15 protein-coding genes are annotated in these 17,258 nt (G+C 60.3%); 7 read left to right on the top strand and 8 right to left on the bottom strand.

Going from position 1 to position 17,258, the window contains the following annotated elements; translation table 11 throughout:
* Both DTP52_RS17775 and DTP52_RS17770 read left to right on the top strand, forming a co-directional pair.
* The coding region (locus DTP52_RS17775; protein WP_146206866.1) for an RHS repeat-associated core domain-containing protein at positions 1 to 3,111 on the top strand (3,111 nt) is incomplete at its 5' end.
* A complete protein-coding gene (locus tag DTP52_RS17770; RefSeq protein WP_256594260.1) occupies positions 3,111 to 3,527 on the top strand; it encodes a hypothetical protein in 417 nt (138 codons plus the stop codon). The genes DTP52_RS17775 and DTP52_RS17770, both read left to right, overlap by 1 nt.
* A gap of 105 nt (positions 3,528 to 3,632) precedes the next feature.
* On the opposite strand, the gene DTP52_RS17765 is transcribed toward DTP52_RS17770, so the two are convergent.
* Entirely contained in the window at positions 3,633 to 5,420 is a 1,788-nt protein-coding gene (locus DTP52_RS17765; protein ID WP_109754520.1) for a bifunctional diguanylate cyclase/phosphodiesterase, read from the bottom strand.
* Positions 5,421 to 5,538: 118 nt separating this feature from the next.
* On the bottom strand, positions 5,539 to 7,617 hold the full coding sequence (locus DTP52_RS17760) for a carboxy terminal-processing peptidase (protein WP_162893917.1): 2,079 nt from the start codon (positions 7,615 to 7,617) through the stop codon (positions 5,539 to 5,541).
* Positions 7,618 to 7,756: 139 nt separating this feature from the next.
* Here DTP52_RS17760 and DTP52_RS17755 point away from each other — a divergent pair, with 139 nt between their 5' ends.
* The 5 genes from DTP52_RS17755 (at position 7,757) to DTP52_RS17735 (ending at position 11,620) form a co-directional block, all read left to right on the top strand.
* On the top strand, positions 7,757 to 8,719 hold the full coding sequence (locus DTP52_RS17755) for a zinc-binding dehydrogenase (RefSeq protein WP_109754518.1): 963 nt from the start codon (positions 7,757 to 7,759) through the stop codon (positions 8,717 to 8,719).
* A 279-nt stretch (positions 8,720 to 8,998) separates the two neighbouring features.
* On the top strand, positions 8,999 to 9,241 hold the full coding sequence (locus tag DTP52_RS17750; protein ID WP_109754517.1) for a hypothetical protein: 243 nt from the start codon (positions 8,999 to 9,001) through the stop codon (positions 9,239 to 9,241).
* A 9-nt stretch (positions 9,242 to 9,250) separates the two neighbouring features.
* The gene (locus tag DTP52_RS17745; RefSeq protein ID WP_109754516.1) at positions 9,251 to 9,853 is read left to right on the top strand and encodes a hypothetical protein; all 603 of its coding nucleotides are present in this window, start codon (positions 9,251 to 9,253) and stop codon (positions 9,851 to 9,853) included.
* 340 nt (positions 9,854 to 10,193) lie between these two features.
* Positions 10,194 to 10,829 (top strand): DUF1326 domain-containing protein, encoded by a 636-nt coding sequence (locus tag DTP52_RS17740; protein WP_109754515.1) that lies wholly within the window; start codon positions 10,194 to 10,196, stop codon positions 10,827 to 10,829.
* A 2-nt stretch (positions 10,830 to 10,831) separates the two neighbouring features.
* A complete protein-coding gene (locus DTP52_RS17735; RefSeq protein ID WP_109754514.1) occupies positions 10,832 to 11,620 on the top strand; it encodes a DUF2182 domain-containing protein in 789 nt (262 codons plus the stop codon).
* 110 nt (positions 11,621 to 11,730) lie between these two features.
* Here DTP52_RS17735 and DTP52_RS17730 read toward each other — a convergent pair whose 3' ends face one another.
* From DTP52_RS17730 to DTP52_RS17705, 6 genes are all read right to left on the bottom strand, one after another.
* Entirely contained in the window at positions 11,731 to 12,384 is a 654-nt protein-coding gene (locus DTP52_RS17730; protein WP_109754513.1) for an HAD family phosphatase, read from the bottom strand.
* A gap of 34 nt (positions 12,385 to 12,418) precedes the next feature.
* Positions 12,419 to 13,408 (bottom strand): ABC transporter ATP-binding protein, encoded by a 990-nt coding sequence (locus DTP52_RS17725; protein ID WP_109754512.1) that lies wholly within the window; start codon positions 13,406 to 13,408, stop codon positions 12,419 to 12,421.
* Positions 13,405 to 14,205 (bottom strand): ABC transporter permease, encoded by an 801-nt coding sequence (locus DTP52_RS17720; RefSeq protein ID WP_109754511.1) that lies wholly within the window; start codon positions 14,203 to 14,205, stop codon positions 13,405 to 13,407. Before DTP52_RS17720 ends, DTP52_RS17725 begins: the two co-directional genes overlap by 4 nt.
* On the bottom strand, positions 14,192 to 15,028 hold the full coding sequence (locus DTP52_RS17715; protein ID WP_162893916.1) for an ABC transporter permease subunit: 837 nt from the start codon (positions 15,026 to 15,028) through the stop codon (positions 14,192 to 14,194). The genes DTP52_RS17720 and DTP52_RS17715 overlap by 14 nt, the downstream gene beginning before the upstream one ends.
* A 5-nt stretch (positions 15,029 to 15,033) precedes the next feature.
* The gene (locus tag DTP52_RS17710; protein WP_109754509.1) at positions 15,034 to 15,840 is read right to left on the bottom strand and encodes an alkaline phosphatase family protein; all 807 of its coding nucleotides are present in this window, start codon (positions 15,838 to 15,840) and stop codon (positions 15,034 to 15,036) included.
* Between the two features lie 211 nt (positions 15,841 to 16,051).
* Entirely contained in the window at positions 16,052 to 17,119 is a 1,068-nt protein-coding gene (locus DTP52_RS17705; protein ID WP_109754508.1) for an ABC transporter substrate-binding protein, read from the bottom strand.
* Positions 17,120 to 17,258: the final 139 nt, after the last annotated feature.

Genomic DNA, 17,258 nt, shown 5'->3' with positions numbered 1-17,258 from the left:
CGTCACCTAATCGCCGTCGACTACCAGAGTTTCCACCCGGCCATCACTCTCGACGAAGCCTGGCGGACCGAGCAGACGCTGGTGACCTACCGCTACGACGGACGTTTCCGACTGATCGAAGCGACCAATGCCGCCGGCGAAAGCGAACGCTACGACTACGACGACCGACACGTCATCCTCCAGCGGCAACTGGCCGGCGGGGCGAGTTTCTACTGGGAGTGGCAAGGCCTCGGGCCGGCCTCCCGCTGCGTCCGGCATTGGGCCTCGTTTGCGCAGATGGACAGCCGCTACACCTGGGGCGAGGACGGCAGCGTCACGGTCCGGCACCTGGATGGCAGCCAGGAAGTTTACGTCCACGACGAGCGGGCGCGGCTGGTGCGCAAGGTCGAGCCCGACGGTGGCGAGCACCTCAAGGCCTATGACGAACAGGGCCGGTTGATCGCCGAACAGGACCCGCTGGGGGCGGTCAGCGAATACCGCTACGACGAAGTCGGACGGCTAGTGGCGCTGATGCCGGCGGACGAAGTGCCGACGTCCTACGAATACCGCAACGGTTTCCTGCACGCCCGTTCCCGTGGCCAGGCCGTGTGGACCTACCGGCGCAATGCCCGGGGCGATGTGATCGTGAGCATCGATCCGGATGGCCGGCGCACGGAATACGCCTACGACGGCCACGGGCAACTGCTGGCGAGGTACGGCCCGGACGGCGGCGAGCATCGGTTCGCCTGGAGTCGCCTGGGCCAACTGACCGAAGAGATCCTGCCCGATGGCGGGCGTCGGTGTTTTTCCTACGACGCCCTGGGGCGTTTGCTCAGCCGCAAGGACGAACACGGCGCCCTCACGCATTACCGATGGGACGCCGTCGGCCGACTGCTGCAAGTGACCTTGCCCAGCGGCGCCACCCGGACCTGGAGCTACAACGCCTACGGCAAGGTCACCGCCGAGCGCGATGAACAGGGCCGCCTCACCCGCTACGAATACGCCGACGACCTGCACCTGGTCAGCCGTCGCCTGAACCCCGATGGCAGCGAACTGAAATACCGCTACGACTCGGCGCGGCTGCTGCTGACCGAGATCGAAAACGAATCCGGCGAAAAATATCAGCTGGACTACACGCCCAACGGCTTGATCCGACAGCAAGTCGGCTTCGACGGCCAACGCACCACCTACGCTTACGATCTCAACGGCCACTTGCGGGAGAAAACCGAACACGGCGGGGACGGTTCGCAGTGGGTCACCCGCTACCAGCGTGACGCGGCCGGGCGGTTGCGGGTCAAGACCTTGCCCGACGGCCAGGCCATCGAGTACCGCTACGACGAACTGGGCCGGTTGGTCCACGTCAACGACGGCAGCGATCGTCCGCTGGCCTTCGAGTACGACGCCCAGGACCGGCTGGTCGGCGAGCACCAGGGCTGGGGCACCCTGCGTTATCGCTACGACGCTTGCGGGCGCCTCAACCACCTGCGCCTGCCGGACGACAGCCAGCTCGACTACCACCATGCCCCCGGTGGCGCGCTGACCGCCATCGACCTCAACGGCTCGCGCTTGACCGAACACCGATTTGACGGCGGTCGCGAACGGCAACGCCAGCAGGGCCGGCTGCTCAGCGACTACGCGTACGACGAACAGGGCCGCCTCAAGGCCCAGACCGTGTGGCAGAGCCAACAGCAGCAACTGTTCTGGCGCGATTATGCCTACAGCCTCCGGGGCAACCTGCAGACCCTTTCCGACAACCGCAGCCGGCGCCGCTACCAGTACGACCCGCTGGATCGCCTGACCCGCATCGACTTTTCCCACAGCGAGCCGCCGGAACACTTCTGCCATGACCCGGCCGGCAACCTGATGATGCAGGACCGCCCCGGTCCGACCACCCTCAAGGGCAACCGCCTGTTGAGGGAGGGCGACCGCCACTACGACTACGACGCCTTCGGCAACCTGATTCGCGAGCGCCGCGGCCAGGCCCTGGTCAGCGCCTACCGCTACGACAGCCAGCACCGCCTGATCGGCGTCACCACGGCGGACGGCCGCGAAACGTCCTACCGCTACGACGCCTTCGGCCGACGCATCAGCAAAACCGTGGACGGCCTGACCACGGAGTTTTTCTGGCAGGGCGATCAGTTGGTCGCCGAAAACAGCCCGCGCCACCACCGCAGCTACGTCTACGAACCAGGCACCTTCCGCCCACTGGCGATGCTCGACGGCGAAGGCCTGAACGCCTGCCCGTTCTACTACCACCTCGACCACCTGGGCACGCCCCAGGAACTGACCAGTTACAGCGGACAGATCGTCTGGTCGGCGCGCTACAACGGCTACGGCAAACTCACCGAACTCAAGCACGGTGGCGGCGAACAGCTTGAGCAACCTTTGCGTTTCCAGGGCCAGTACTTCGACCCGGAAAGCGGCCTGCACTACAACCGCCACCGCTACTACAATCCCGAGACCGGCCGCTACCTCACACCCGACCCGAGCAAACTGGCGGGTGGGCTCAATGGGTATCGGTACACCCTGAACCCGACGGGGTGGGTGGATCCGTTGGGGTTGGTGGATTGTCCGGGGAAGGGTGGGTGTAGGCCGACGGTTGGGGAGCAGGATCCGGCGGCTAAGGTTGGGGTGGATGAGGGGGAGCCGCGGCTGCCGATGACGGCGGAGCAGCGGCGGGCGCGAATTGATTTGTTGGGGGAGGCAAGTGCTAAGAGACGGGTTGTTGCTATGGAGGAAAAATACAGAATGCATACTGTTGAAAAGCACAGCCCGGAAATATCGGACGCTGCACTCAAACAGCGTTCCATTAACGGTGCGAATCCGCATACAGGCGAAATTCCAAAAGGAGCTAATGGAAGCTTAAGCTCCCAATTCAGTAACTGGCGAATACATTTAAATGCACTAAATAAAGCTATGACAAGAGAGAGGCTTGGATTGGATCCATTTACAGGGCTGGATCACAAAAAAGATAGAGTTGTCAGGCAGGAGTTGCCGGGAGCAGGGCGTGGTTACAAACCCAATAAAAAGGATAAGCAAAATCCCAAGTTGAATGAGAGTTTAAATTGGTTTGAAGTTAAATTTGATAAGGATGCTGTGCCGTACACCGGATTTCCTATGGAGAAAAAATAATGCTGAAAGATCCTTTTATAAATGAGGAATTTGTTCCTGATTTGATGTGGTTCATTGGACAATTTGATGTGTATGACCGCGAAGAAACACTCGGGGAAATATTAGAAGCCTACAATCCTGATGATGAATGTGACAGATCAGAGCTGATCGGTAAATATGGCCTGAATTTGGACTGCTTATCCTACAGACATAAGTATGTATTGGTTAGGTTTTTGGGGGATAAGCTTAATGATCAGGATTTTGATTTTCAAAGTTTGTTTGAAATAGATGAGGGCTGTGCAGGTAGCTGGCCACGAGGGGAGTGGTATAACTTAAAAAATCCTAAGGAGTTTCTGCGGAGTGTCTATGTGCTGGCAAAAGAAGCTTGGAAAGAAGATCTCAAGAAAGCGGCCCTTGAAGATCCTACTACTTGGTAGAGCTGAGGATAATTAATTGAGTTTCTATTATTCAATCAGTGCGCCACCGAACAACTTTTACGGTGGGGGAGTAATCCCCCTCACCACGGTTCCGCGCCAACCGCTTCACACCGACACCCCCAACTCCACCACAACCTCCCGCTCAGCCACCCCATCCACCAAATACACACTCCCCCCCAAAATATCCTTGGCATGATGCTTAGCTTGCGAAGCCAGTTCCGCCAACTGACTGGCATCCAACTCACCACAGGCCTCGGAACGCAGATGCACCACCCCAATCGACAGCGACAACAACGCAAATTCCTGTCGAATGCCCTGTCGATTCAACGCCGTGAAGCACCCCGCCTCTAAATGCTCGGGGCGGTAGAAGCGGCGGCAGTGGGTCTGGAAGTCGCTGAGTAGCTGGTCCAGGCGCTTGCGCCAGTCTTCCGGGCCGAGGACCAGGAGGAAGTCGTCGCCGCCGATGTGGCCGACGAAGTCGCGGCTGGGGTCGATGCGTTCGTTCAGGCATTGGGCCAGGCACAGCAGGACTTCGTCGCCGCGGCCGTAGCCGTAGATGTCGTTGAAGGGTTTGAAGCTGTCGATGTCCACGTAGCAGATCACCGATTCCTGCCGTTGTTGCAGCAGCCGCGTGAGGCATTGCTGGATCGGGACGTTGCCCGGCAGCAGGGTCAGTGGATTGGCGTAGCGGGCTTGTTGGATTTTCAGTTCGGTGATGAGCTTGAGCACGTCGATCACCCGGCCGAGGCCCAGGTAGCCGCCGTTGAGGGTGATGATGAAGTCTTCTTCGATGCGTTGTCGGGCGCGGCTGGTGATCAGGCGGCTGACTTGTTGCAGCGACTGGTTCAGTTCCACCGCCAGGAAGTCATCGCTCATCAGCCGACTGATGGGTTTGCGGGCGAACAGGTCGGTGGCGAAGGGCTTGAGCAAGGCGTCCGAGAGTGAATGGCGATGGACGATGCCGCAGGGCTGGTTCTGATTGTCCAGCACCGCCAGGGAGTTGAGGTTGGCCTGGCGACGGAACGCCTCCAGCACGGTGGCTGTCGGCGTGTTATGGGCCACTGCGGGCTGTTCGTTGAGCAGCGCGCTGAGGTCGTTGAGCTCATCGTTCAGCGACGCCACACCGCTGTCCTGCTTGGGCATCAGCGCCCTGGCATCGCGCGAAGGGTGTTCCTGGGGGCGGGCCAGTAGATACCCCTGGACCAGGTCGACGCCCATTTCGATCAGCACCGTCAGTTCCTCCGGCAGTTCTATGCCCTCGGCGATCACCTGGGCCCGGGAGGCCCGGGCGATTTTCAGGATCGAGCCCACGAATTCGCGCTTGAGGGCATCCTGATGGATGCCGTCGATGAAATGCCGGTCGATCTTCACATAATCGGGCCGCAATTCAGACCATAGCCGCAGGCTCGAATAACCGGCGCCAAGGTCGTCCAGGGCAATCGAGAAGCCCATGGCCCGGTAGTGGTGCAGGGCGGTTTGCAGGAGTTGGAAGTCATCGATGGGGGTTTGTTCGGTCAGTTCGATCACGACCTGATTGGGCGCAATGCCAAAGTCCTGCAGCAGTTGCAGCGTACGCCCCGTTTGGTGCGCGGACTCCAGCAGGGACTCGGGCGAGACGTTGAGGAACAGCTTGCCCGGCAGCTTTTGTTCATTGAAGCGCTGGCAAGCACTGCGACGGCAGGCCAGTTCCAGTTCGCTGAGGCGACCGGCCTGACGCGCCACCGAGAGCAGTGCGATGGGGGAGTGCAATGGGCTGTTGGAGGGGCCGCGGGTCAAGGCTTCATAGCCCACGATGCGCCGTTCGGAAAGGCAGATGATCGGTTGGAACAGGCTGTGCAAACCGCTTTGAGCCAGGATCGAACTCAAGGCACTCAGCTGTTCTGTCGTGGTCATGGCAATCTCTGGCGATAAAAAAAGGACCGGGTGCGCGGCACCCAGTCCTGTATTTCACGACAGACTGATGTCAGTTTGATGACACTCCGACGAGCATCACCATTAAATGGCCATCACCTTAGTGCTTGGCGATCGCCGTGTTGAGTTTCAGGTAATCCAGCAGGATCCGCCCGGTCTCGCTCAGGTAGGCATCGTCTTCCGGCTTGGTTTTCTCCGGCTCGGTGATCAGGTCTTCGTCCTCTTTCTTCAGCTCTTTGAGCGGTTCTTCGCCCTTGGCCTTGCGACGCAGGTTTTCCATCGCCAGTTGCTTGGCTTCGATGTCGGCATGCTGCGCGCGACGGTCGGCTTCGTTGAGGGTGACGGTTTTCTCCATCATCAACTTCTGCGCCAGGGCCAGCTTGTCGCGGATGAACACGAATTCCGCGTCCTGGGACGAGCGCGCGTCATGGTCGGACTTGAGTTGCGCCAGGAACGGTTTGAACGGGTCTACGGCTGGTTTGATCGCCGGCCGGATGGTGTCCCACGGCATGGCTTCGGGCAGGGCGCTTTCACCGATTTCCTTGGTGTCGATGATCGACGGGTAATCGATATCAGGCAGCACGCCCTGGTGCTGGGTGCTCTGGCCGGAAACCCGGTAGAACTTCGCCAGGGTCAATTTCAGCTCGCCATGGTTGAGCGGCTGGATGGTCTGCACGGTGCCTTTGCCGAAGGTCTGGCCGCCGATGATCAACGCACGGTGGTAGTCCTGCATGGCGCCGGCGAAAATCTCCGAGGCCGAAGCCGAGAGGCGATTGACCAGCAAGGCCATCGGCCCCTTGTAGAACGCGCCCGGGTTTTCATCTTCCAGCACATCCACCCGGCCATCGGCGTTACGCACGAGCACGGTCGGGCCCTTGTCGATGAACAGGCTGGTCAGCTCGGTGGCTTCCTGCAGGGAGCCGCCGCCGTTGTTGCGCAAGTCGATGACCACGCCGTCGACCTTTTCCTTCTGCAGTTCGGTCAGCAGTTTCTTGACGTCGCGGGTGGTGCTCTTGTAGTCCGGATCGCCAGCGCGGAAGGCCTTGAAGTCCAGGTAGAAAGCCGGGATCTCAATGATGCCGAGCTTGTAGTCCTTGCCGTCCTGCTTGAGGTTGAGGACCGATTTCTTCGCCGCCTGTTCTTCCAGCTTCACCGCTTCACGGGTGATGGACACGACCTTGCTGGTCTGGTCGTTCGGCGCATTGCTGGCCGGGATGACTTCCAGGCGCACCACCGAGCCTTTCGGGCCACGGATCAGCTTGACCACTTCGTCCAGGCGCCAGCCGACCACATCGACCATCTCCTTGTTGCCTTGGGCGACGCCGATGATCTTGTCCGCCGGGCTGACCTGTTTGGTCTTGTCCGCAGGGCCCGCCGGGACCAGGCGCACGATTTTCACCTGGTCGTTGTCGCTCTGCAGCACCGCACCGATGCCTTCCAGGGACAGGCTCATGTTGATGTCGAAGTTTTCCGCGTTATCCGGCGACAGATAATTGGTGTGCGGGTCGTAGGACATGGCGAAGGTGTTGATGTACGCCTGGAAGATGTCTTCGGCGCGGGTCTGGTCCAGGCGCGCCAATTGGTTCTTGTAGCGCTTGGTCAGGGTTTCCTGGATCTGCTTGGGATCCTTGCCGGCGATCTTCATGCGCAGCACCTCGTCCTTGACGCGTTTGCGCCACAGGTCATCGAGTTCGGCGGTGCTTTTGAGCCAAGGGGCGTCCTTGCGATCGACCAGCAAGGTTTCCTTGGTATTGAAGTCGATTTTGTCGACGCCTTTGTTCAGCTCGGCAATGGCGTAGTCCAGACGCGCCTTCACGCGGTCCAGGTAGCGCTTGTAGATGGTGAACCCGGCGTTGAGGTCGCCGCTCTTGAGGAAGTCGTCGAACTGGGTCTTCCACTTGTCGAATTCAGCGATGTCGCTGGCCAGGAAGTAACTGCGCGACGGATCGAGCAGCTTCAGGTAGCTGTCATAGATGATGACCGAACGCGCGTCATCGAGCGGCGGCTTGCTGTAGTGATGGCGCTTGAGCAACTCGACGACGTTAAGGCTGGCAATCACCTCGTCCCGATCGGGCTGAAGCTTGTCCCAGCTGTTGGCTGCGAACGTATCGCTCGACAGCGGCAACAGGCCAAGGCCAATGACAAGCGCGAGGGCGGTGCTGGGGAACAGGTGCTTCATGCTGATTCGACGCAGGGACAATTGATAACGCATATTAGGCCGTCTTTGAAGTCGCCGGTTCCATGTGGCCCGGGCGCATAATGCAAGAAAGCCCGGCGTTGAAGCAGCGGGCCCAGTCGAGACTCACTATGGAGGCACCGTGAAAGCATTGCAAGGCGTTGAAGGCCAAGTGGTATGGGCAGATGAGCCAAGTCCGGCGTGTGATGTCGGGCAAGTTCGCATTCGTGTGGCGGCCGCCGGCCTGAATCGGGCCGATTTGTTGCAAAAAGCCGGGCTTTATCCGCCGCCACCCGGTGCCAGCCAGGTGCTGGGGCTGGAATGTTCCGGGGTGATCAGCGAGGTTGGGCCGGGTTCGTCCTGGCAGGTGGGCGACCGCGTTTGCGCCTTGCTCGCTGGCGGTGGGATGGCTGAGGAAGTGGTGGTCGATGGCCGGCATGTGCTGCCAGTCCCGGAGGGCCTGTCATTGGCTGAAGCCGCCGCGCTGCCTGAGGTCTACAGCACCGCGTGGTTGAACCTGTTCCAGCTGGCTGCGCTCAAGCCGGGTGAGAAAGTGCTGCTGCACGCCGGGGCCAGCGGCGTCGGCTCGGCTGCCATCCAGCTATGCAAGGCGTTCGGTAACCCATGTTGGGTCAGTGTCGGCTCAGCTGATCGCCTGAGTTATTGCCAAGCGCTGGGGGCCCAGGGCGGCGTGGTGCGCACCGATGGCCTGGAGAGTTTGAACGACCTCGGCCCCTTCGACGTGATCCTCGATCCTGTAGGCGCCAACTACGCCCCACTCAACGTGAAACTTTTGTCAGTTGACGGGCGCTGGGTTCTCATTGGCCTGATGGGCGGGCGCGAGGCACAACTGGATCTGGCGCAGGTGCTGGGCAAACGTATCCAATTGCTCGGCTCGACCTTGCGCAGTCGTAACGATCAGTTCAAGGCCGACCTGATCAGCGAGCTGGGGCAACAGGTGTGGCCGTTGTTTGCCGACAAACGCCTGAGCCCGCAACTGGCGAAGGTCTTCGCGATCAAGGATGCCGAAGCGGCGTTCGCGGAACTGGCGACCAACAAGGTATCGGGGAAGTTGGTACTGGTGATCGATGAGAGCCTGAGCTAATCCGGGCGTCGCGCAAGAACCTGTGTGCGAGCTTGCTCGCGTTGGCAGTGTGTCAGCTAAATCAATGCTGGCTGCTCCAACGCTATCGCGAGCAAGCTCGCTCCCACAGGGGGGGGGGGTGTCTCCTGGCCCGCACCCTGCGTCAATTTTCAAAGGGCTAGATAGGCATACACCCTGTCAAGTCTGACAGTAGACACCACGAAGAAAGGCACCCTAGAGTGGGTTCGAGAGTAATAGATGTCTCTCTGATTAGTGTCCGCTAACAGAAGAGGTGTTGTGATGGCTACGAAAGAACTGCGCATGTCCCAAGAGTACATTGACGGCGATCGATCGCCCGAAGTGGTCTTGGAAATCTATAAGGGCAAAAAACTGCAGTTTGCGACCTTTGTCTCTGCTTCAAAAAAGAACGGCCCCTACGATACCGTCAATGTCAAAACCGACGTCGATGGTGACGGTGATATGGACAGGCAAGACGAAAAGGCCATTCTGGATCTGGCAAAAGCCTTTTCAAAATTCAAGTAGGGCGCTGTTATGTTTGATCACGTCATCCTGCATGCGCTGGTTTTTGCACTTTTATTAACAGTTGTTGAGGCTGCTCAAGCACAAGTACCTTCAGACACTTCCGAACAGGGACAATGGGGTATTTGGGGGGCGGCTGCTTCCTGCCCTGCGGGCCAGTATGTCTGGGGCTTTCGGCTCAAAAGTGAGCCCTATCAGGGCAATGGTGACGACACTGCCTTGAATGCGATCCAGCTTATCTGCAAGAGCGGCCCCACGGGACAGGCAACGTACATTCAAAGCCTTGAAGGGAAGTGGGGAAGCTGGGGTAAGGACCATGTTTGTCGCGAGCATCCCGTCATAGGATTTGCCATCCAGGTGGAACGGTTTCAAGGTAGGGACAAGGAAAAGGGCTCGAAGGACGATACCGCGGCCGGCAATATCAAAATGAATTGCGGTTCGCAGATTTTGGTTGGCGACCCACCCAACGCGTGGGGGGAATGGACCGGGTTCTATAGCTGCCTCGATGGCACCGGGGCCAAGAAAGTGAAGGGATTTCGGACCCGGGTGGAGCCCGATCAAGGCAGTGGGGATGATACGGCCCTGAACGCGATGCAGGTGTATTGCGGGTTCTAGTGAGAGGCGTTGACGATCTCGGAAACGCCGAATCTGTGGGAGCGAGCCTGTTCGTGATGGCGTCGGATGCGGTCAGCATTGATGTTGGCTGACATACCGCCATCGCGAGCAAGTTCGCTCCCACAGGTTTGTTTATTTGCAGGAATACTTGCATGTCGGCGCCGACATGACTGGTCCCCTCATCCTACGACGGTGGCTTGAACCTTTGACCGGCGCCCGCGGGCAAGCTGACCTTCGGTCGGCAGCCCGTATCCGATGCGCGCGCCCTGCTAGCGTTAATTAATGGAGGGGATGGGGTAACCGCAACTTTCATTTCACCAGCCAGGTGAAGAGGTCGATCATGGCCATCGCCGAATGGCGCATGCAGGGCGTCGAATTCGTTGCCTGCAACTGCAATTGGGGCTGCCCCTGTCAATTCGATGCGCCGCCGACCCATGGCCACTGCCAGGCGGTGGCGTCGATGCGAGTGGAACACGGGTATTTCAATAAGGTGACACTGGGAGGCTTGTGCTGGGCCGCCACTTTCGCTTGGCCGGGCGCTATCCATGAGGGTAACGGCAGTTGTCAGGTGTTCATCGATGAACGCGCCGACGAGGCGCAACGCCAGGCCCTGCTGACCATCCTCTCCGGTTTGGAAAGCGACCCCGGGGCCAACGTGTTCCAGGTGTTCAGCAGCACCATGACTGAAGCATTCGAGCCGCTGTTCGTGCCCATCACTTTATCCATCGATGTCGACCGGCGCTTGGCGCACCTGGACATTCCTGGCGTGCTGCAGGCCAGCGGCGAGCCGATCCGCAGCCCGATCGACGGTTCACCTCATCGAGTACGCCTGTCCCTGCCCAATGGCTTCGAGTTCCTTGAGGCTGAAGTCGCCAGCGGCAGTTACCAGACGCATTCAGCCCTCAAGCTGCAATCCCAGGACAGTCATAGCCACCTCGCCCACGTGCACTTCACCGGCCATGGCATAGAGCCGTAAAGATGGCAGCCCCTCAGGTGGCGGCCCAGAGCAGGCGACTGACAGGCGAGCAGTGGCTGTTTCTGTTCTGCCTGCTTGGGCTGATCGCCCTGGCTTGGCTGGTGCTGCTGCACATGGCCCGTGACATGAGTGCGCCGGGCGGCATGGCCGATGCGGCAATGGCCGGCATGCTCATGCCCTGGAGCCTGACCGATGCGCTGCTGATGTTCGCCATGTGGTTGGTGATGATGATCGGCATGATGCTGCCCAGTGCCCTGCCCATGCTGCTGATCTACCAGCAGATGCTGCGCAAGCGCATGCCGGCACCACAGCGACACCTGGCTCTGCTGCTGTTCTGCGGCGCTTATGGCTTGGTCTGGGCTGGCTTCGCCCTGGGCGCCACGGCGCTGCAATGGGCGCTTGAGCAGCTCACTCTGCTCAGTCCGGGGATGCGCGTCAGCAGTACCGCGTTGGGCGCCGGCCTGCTGCTGGTCGCAGGCGTCTATCAGTGGCTGCCGAGCAAGGCGGTCTGCCTTGAGCATTGTCGCGGGCCGCTGCATTTTCTTCTCAGCTACTGGCGCCCCGACGTACGCGGCGGCTGGCGCATGGGCCTGGCCCATGGCGCTTACTGCCTGGGCTGCTGCTGGGCCCTGATGGGCCTGTTGTTCGTGGTCGGCGTGATGAATCTGCTCTGGGTTGCCGTGATCGGTGCCTTCATCCTGCTGGAGAAAAACCTGCCGCAGGGACTCTGGCTCAGCCGTATCTGCGGTTTGTTGTTGCTTGGCTGGAGTCTGTGGCTGTTGCTGGGCTAGGGGCTGAACCTGTGGGAGCTGAGCTTGCTCGCGATTGCGGTGTGTCAGCTAGATCAATGCCGGTTGATCCACCGCCATCGCGAGCAGGCTCGCTCCCACAGGGTCGGGTTTTATTTCCAGGTATGGATTGGCCACCCGGCCAGTTCGGCATGGGCCTTCAACACCGGGTCCGGGTTGACCACGTGGGGGAAGTCCACCCGTTGCAACAGCGGCAGGTCATTGCGTGAGTCGGAATAGAAACTCGCGCCTTCCAGGTTCTCTTCCTCGGCATCCAGCCAATCCAGCAGCCGCGCGATCTTGCCTTCGCGGTAGGTCAGGGTGCCGACGGTCTTGCCGCTGTACACCCCATGGGTCACTTCAAGGTTGATCGCCAGGATTTCGTCGATGCCCAGGCGTTCGGCAATCGGCTTGACCAGGTGCGTGCCCGAGGCCGAGATCACCAGGATCCGGTCGCCGGCCTTGCGGTGTTCGGCGATGGTCTTGGTGGCGTCGCTGAAGATGATCGGTTCGATGAAGTCTTCCACCCAAGGCTCTACCAGGTGCTCGATTTCCTCCGGGGTACGGCCGATCATCGGTTCCAGGCTGAAGTCCATGTACTCTTCCATGCTCAGCTTGCCGTGGCTGTAGGCGTCCATCAGCGCGTTGTTGCGCTGCATGAACGACTCGGGATCGACCCATCCCAGGCGTCCCATCTGTTCGCTCCAGAGGGTGGCGCAGTCGCCGTGGATCAGGGTTTCGTCCAGATCAAAAATTGCCAGGGCCATCAGAATGTTTCTCTCTTCAAAATCAACGAAGCCATCAGGCTACCTCACACAACGCTGACGGATCGATGGAAAGTGACAGGCGTGCGCCATCGGGGTGCAGGTCGGCGGCCGAGCGATTGAGCACATCCACCACCAACTCCACGCCACGGGCCTCGACCCGGTAGCGAATCACGTTGCCCAGCAGGCTGTGGCTGCGGATCAGCGCATCGGCCTGGCCGTCGCGGCTCAGCTCGATGGCTTCCGGGCGGATGGCGATCCGACTGTTCACCGGGCGCTGCAGCAACCGGCTGGCGCTGTCGGCGTCCAGCAGGTTGTAGTTGCCGATGAAGCCGGCGGCAAAGACATCGACTGGCGCAGTGTAAAGGGTTTCGGCATCGCCGCTCTGTACGATCTTTCCCTGGTTCATCAGGAAAATCCGGTCAGACATGGTCAGGGCTTCTTCCTGGTCGTGCGTGACGAAGATCGTGGTCAGGCCCAACTCACGCTGGATCTGTCGGATCTGTTCGCGCAGGTGCTTGCGAATCCGCGCATCCAGGGCCGACAGCGGCTCGTCCAGCAGCAACAGACGCGGACGGGTGACCAGGGAGCGGGCCAGGGCTACGCGCTGGCATTGGCCGCCGGAGAGCTGATGGGGATAGCGGGCGGCAAAATCATGCAGCTCCACCAGGCGCAGGATCTCCAGCACCCGTTTGTGGCTGTCCGAGGCGTCGACTTTTTGCATGCGCAGGCCGAAGGCGACGTTCTGCTCCACGGTCATGTTGGGGAACAAGGCATAGCTCTGGAAGACCATGCCGATCCCGCGTTTCTGCGGGCTCAATGGGACGATGTCTTGCCCGTCCAGGATGATCTGGCCGGCATCCACCGCAGTCAGGCCGGCAATGCAGCGCAACAGCGTGGACTTGCCGCAACCGGAAGGGCCGAGGAGGGTGACGAATTCGCCCTTGCCGATTTCGCAGTTGATGTCGCTGAACACCGGGGTGCCGGCGTAGCTTTTTTGCAGGTGTTGGACGCTGACGTAGCTCATTGGCTTTTGTCCTTGTTCAAGATGTTGGCCGCCCAGGTCAGGACCAGTACGAAGAAGAAGTAGGAAATCACCAGGGCACTGGTGAAGTGGCCGCTGCTGTTGCGCATGTTGTTCAGGTACACCTGCAGGGTTTCATAGCGGGTGCCGACGAGGATGTTGGCAAACACGAACTCACCGAACAGGAACGAGAAGGACAGCAGCAACGCCACCATCAGGCCCTTGCGCAGGTTGGGCAGCACCACCAGGAATGCCGCCTGGAAGGTGCTGGCGCCAAGCAGTTGGGCGGCGTCCATCAGGTCGCGCAGGTTGATCGCTTGCAGGTTGTTGGTGATCGCTCGGTACATGAACGGCAGGGCGACGGTGAAGTAGCAGCCGATCAGGATCCACGGCGTGCCCACCATCGCCAATGGCCCGGAGCCATAGAGTTGCAGCAGCCCCACCGACGACACCACCGGCGGCACTGCGAAGGGCAGCAGGATGAGGATGTTCATCAGCGCGTCGAGTTTGGGGAAGTGGTAATGCACCACGAACAGCAGCGGCAGGATCAACACCACTGAGAGCACCAGCGCACCGATGCAGACGATCAGCGATTGACCGAAGGCGTGGAGAAAGCGCGGATCGCTCCACAACTGCACATACCATTTGAAGGTGAAACCGCTGGGCAGCACAGTGGCCGACCAACTGCTGGCGATGGAGTAGACGAGCGTGCCGGCCAGGGGCAGCAGCAGGATGGCGAACAGCAGGTACACCACCACTCGATGATAGAGCCCGACGGAGCCCGGTTCAGCGCGAGACATGGTAGCTCCTCTTGAGCAGCAACTGATGGACGATGGTCACCAGGGTCATCAGCGCCACCAGCACCACGGCCAGGGCACTGGCCAGGTTCGGGTCGAGGGAGATGTCACCGGAGACCATGGCGGCGATGCGAATCGGCAAGACGTTGAAGTTACCCGTGGTCAGCGCATAGACCGTGGCATAGGCGCCGAGGGCGTTGGCCAGCAGGATCACGAATGTGCCCAGCAGCGCCGGGGTCAGCACCGGCAAGCCGATGTGCCGCCAGAACTGCCAGCCGCTGGCACCCAGCAGTTCGGCGGATTCGCGCCAGTCTTCGCGCAATGCGTCGAAGGCCGGATAGAGCAACAGCACGCCCAGGGGGATCTGGAAGTAGGTGTAGAGAATGATCAGCCCGGTTTTCGAGTACAGGTTGAAATCCTCGATGATTCCCGCCTGCTTGAGCATGATGGTGATGCTGCCGTTGAAGCCCAGCAAGATGATGAAGGCGAAGGCCAGGGGCACGCCGGCGAAGTTGCTGGTCATGTTGGCGAAGGCGTTGACGAAGTTGCGCAACCGCGAATCCACCCGGCGCAGGGAATAGCTGCCGAGCACCGCGATGACGATACCGAACACGCTGGACCAGAAGCTGATCTCCAGGCTGTGCTGGATCGCCTGCAGGTAGAACTTGGAACTGAAGATCTTGCTGAAGTTGGCCAGCCCCCAACCGAACTCTTCCGATTCCAGGCTGTTGACCAGCACCCAGAGCAACGGAGCGATCTGGAATACGATGAAGAAAATCGCGAAGGGCACCAGGCACAACGCTGCCAGCCATTTGCCGCGCGTCATGGCGTTCACTTGAGTAACTCCTGGCAATAGGGTTTGTCGTGGGCAACGCCGAGCAACTGGCAGATGGTGCCGCACAGTTCGGTCTGCCGGGGCGCGGCTGCGAGGTCGAGGCTGAAGCCGTCACCGAGGACAAACAGCGGCACTTCCCGTTCTTCGGCCAGCAGGCCGTTGTGGGAGCGGTCGTTGTTCATGCCGTGGTCGGAGGTCACCAGCACCTGGTAGCCGGCGTCGAGCCAGGCCTGCAGGTAGACCGCCAGGTTGATGTCGGCCGAGCGCGCGCTGTTGCGGTATTGCGGGGTGTCGAGGCCGTGCTTGTGGCCGGCATCGTCGATGTTCATCGGGTGCACCAGCAAAAAGTTCGGCAGGTAGCGCTGGCGCAGGTGATCAGCATCGGCGAACAAGTGGGAATCGGGGTAGTGGTCATTCCAATAGAAATGTCCGTATTGAATCGGCAAGTCGGGATTGTCGGTGTGACGATCACGTCCGGCAACGAAGGGCGAAACGTTGTAGAGCTCGCTGACCCAGTGATACGCCGCGGCCGCCGTGCTCAGGCCGGCCTGGGTGGCGTAGTGGAAAATGCTGCGCTGGTTCGACAGGCGCGAGACGTTGTTGTGCACGATCCCGCTGTCGATGGGCACGACGCCGGTGAGGATGCATTCGTAGAGCGGGCGGGACAGGGCGGGCAACTCACATTCCAGTTTGTAGAGGGCCGCGCGTCCTGCGCCGACGTAAGCCTGCAAATGCCCCATGGCATGCCGGGCGACTTCGTAGTTGAGGCCGTCGAGCACCACCAGGATGACGTTGTGCTTCATGGGTAGCGGGACTCCGGACAGATACCAGGAAACTCGGATTCCCCTCGGTCAATGCGGGAGCAGGCCAGTGGGAGCAAAGCTTGCTCGCGATGCTGGCGACACGGTGCAACTGTGAGACCGTGTCATCGTTTATCGCGAGCAAGCTTTGCTCCCACAGTGCTTGCTCCCACTATTTGGATCCTCTGTGGATATCCGAGCGGGAGCTAGTGCCTCACTGCATATTGATGATCACTTCTTCCTGCCATTTCTGCGGCAGAGCCTTGGAGGTCTTCTCCCACGCATCGGCATCCTTGATCGGGGTCACGCCCTTGTACTGCTCGTTCGGCAGCAGCTTGGCCTGGACCTCTTCCGGCAGTTTCAGGTGCTCGGCGCGGATCGGACGGGCGTTGCCCTTGGCCAGGTTGATCTGGCCGGCGTCGCTGAAGATGTATTCGCGGGCCAGCTTCGCGGCGTTCGGGTGCTTGGCGTATTTGTTGATGATGGTGGTGTAGCCGGAGATGACCGAGCCGTCGGACGGGATCAACACGACGTAATCATCCGGGTTGGCCATCTTGGCCTTGTAGCTCAGGCCGTTGAAGTCCCAGACCACGCCGACTTCCACTTCACCTTTTTCCATGGTGGCGATGGTCGGGTTGGCCATGGACAGGCGCCCTTGCTTGGCGATCTCGGCAAACATCAACAGCGCCGGCTGGAGGTTCTTCTCATCGCCGCCGTTGGCCAGGGCCGCGGCCAGTACGCCGTTGGCGGCCTGAGCGGCGGTGCTCACGTCACCGATGGAGACTTTGTACTTGCCGGTTTTCAGGTCAGCCCATTTGGTCGGTGCTTCGGAACCGTGCAGCAGTTTCTTGTTGATGATGAAAGCGATGGTGCCGGTGTAGGCCAATGCCCAGTTGCCATCCTTGTCCTTGGCCCAGGCTGGAACCTGTTCCCAGGTGCTTGGCTTGTAGGGCTGGACCACGCCTTGCTTGACTGCGATCGGGCCGAAAGCCGCGCCGACGTCGCCGATGTCGGCGCTGGCGTTGTCTTTCTCGGCGGCGAACTTGGCGATTTCCTGGGCCGAGCTCATGTCGGTGTCGATGTGTTTCAAGCCATAGATCTTGGCCAGGTCGTCCCAGGTGCCTTTCCAGTTTGCCCAGTCATCGGGCATGCCGACGCTGTTCACGGCGCCTTCCGCTTTCGCAGCGGCTTCCAACGTTTTCAGATCGGTGTCAGCGGCCATGGCGGCGGTGCACATGGCAATGGTCGAGCCTAACAGTGATGCCAGGAAAAGCTGTTTCATCCGAAGCTCCTATGGGCGTTTTCAACGCTGCGATTGCGGTTGTGTTGGTCTAGGTCAGCAATACCTGAGCCAATGTAGGCGAGCCCTGTGACATTTTGATGTCGGTGCCGGATGTCCCGGGAAAGGCCAGGCTCGTGGA

The sequence above is a fragment of the Pseudomonas sp. 43mfcvi1.1 genome (assembly GCF_900115935.1).
In the GTDB taxonomy this organism is placed as follows: domain Bacteria; phylum Pseudomonadota; class Gammaproteobacteria; order Pseudomonadales; family Pseudomonadaceae; genus Aquipseudomonas; species Aquipseudomonas bijieensis.
This window is presented reverse-complemented; position numbering and strand designations above follow the sequence as displayed.

Excerpts from the sequence above, each read along its gene's own strand:
- DTP52_RS17715 (WP_162893916.1), bottom strand. The coding sequence starts at position 15,028 with ATGACGCGCGGCAAATGGCTGGCAGCGTTGTGCCTGGTGCCCTTCGCG.
- DTP52_RS17725 (WP_109754512.1), bottom strand. The coding sequence starts at position 13,408 with ATGAGCTACGTCAGCGTCCAACACCTGCAAAAAAGCTACGCCGGCACC.
- DTP52_RS17740 (WP_109754515.1), top strand. The coding sequence starts at position 10,194 with ATGGCCATCGCCGAATGGCGCATGCAGGGCGTCGAATTCGTTGCCTGC.
- DTP52_RS17705 (WP_109754508.1), bottom strand. The coding sequence starts at position 17,119 with ATGAAACAGCTTTTCCTGGCATCACTGTTAGGCTCGACCATTGCCATG.
- DTP52_RS17760 (WP_162893917.1), bottom strand. The coding sequence starts at position 7,617 with ATGAAGCACCTGTTCCCCAGCACCGCCCTCGCGCTTGTCATTGGCCTT.
- DTP52_RS17735 (WP_109754514.1), top strand. The coding sequence starts at position 10,832 with ATGGCAGCCCCTCAGGTGGCGGCCCAGAGCAGGCGACTGACAGGCGAG.
- DTP52_RS17730 (WP_109754513.1), bottom strand. The coding sequence starts at position 12,384 with ATGGCCCTGGCAATTTTTGATCTGGACGAAACCCTGATCCACGGCGAC.
- DTP52_RS17720 (WP_109754511.1), bottom strand. The coding sequence starts at position 14,205 with ATGTCTCGCGCTGAACCGGGCTCCGTCGGGCTCTATCATCGAGTGGTG.
- DTP52_RS17710 (WP_109754509.1), bottom strand. The coding sequence starts at position 15,840 with ATGAAGCACAACGTCATCCTGGTGGTGCTCGACGGCCTCAACTACGAA.
- DTP52_RS17765 (WP_109754520.1), bottom strand. The coding sequence starts at position 5,420 with ATGACCACGACAGAACAGCTGAGTGCCTTGAGTTCGATCCTGGCTCAA.
- DTP52_RS17750 (WP_109754517.1), top strand. The coding sequence starts at position 8,999 with ATGGCTACGAAAGAACTGCGCATGTCCCAAGAGTACATTGACGGCGAT.
- DTP52_RS17745 (WP_109754516.1), top strand. The coding sequence starts at position 9,251 with ATGTTTGATCACGTCATCCTGCATGCGCTGGTTTTTGCACTTTTATTA.
- DTP52_RS17770 (WP_256594260.1), top strand. The coding sequence starts at position 3,111 with ATGCTGAAAGATCCTTTTATAAATGAGGAATTTGTTCCTGATTTGATG.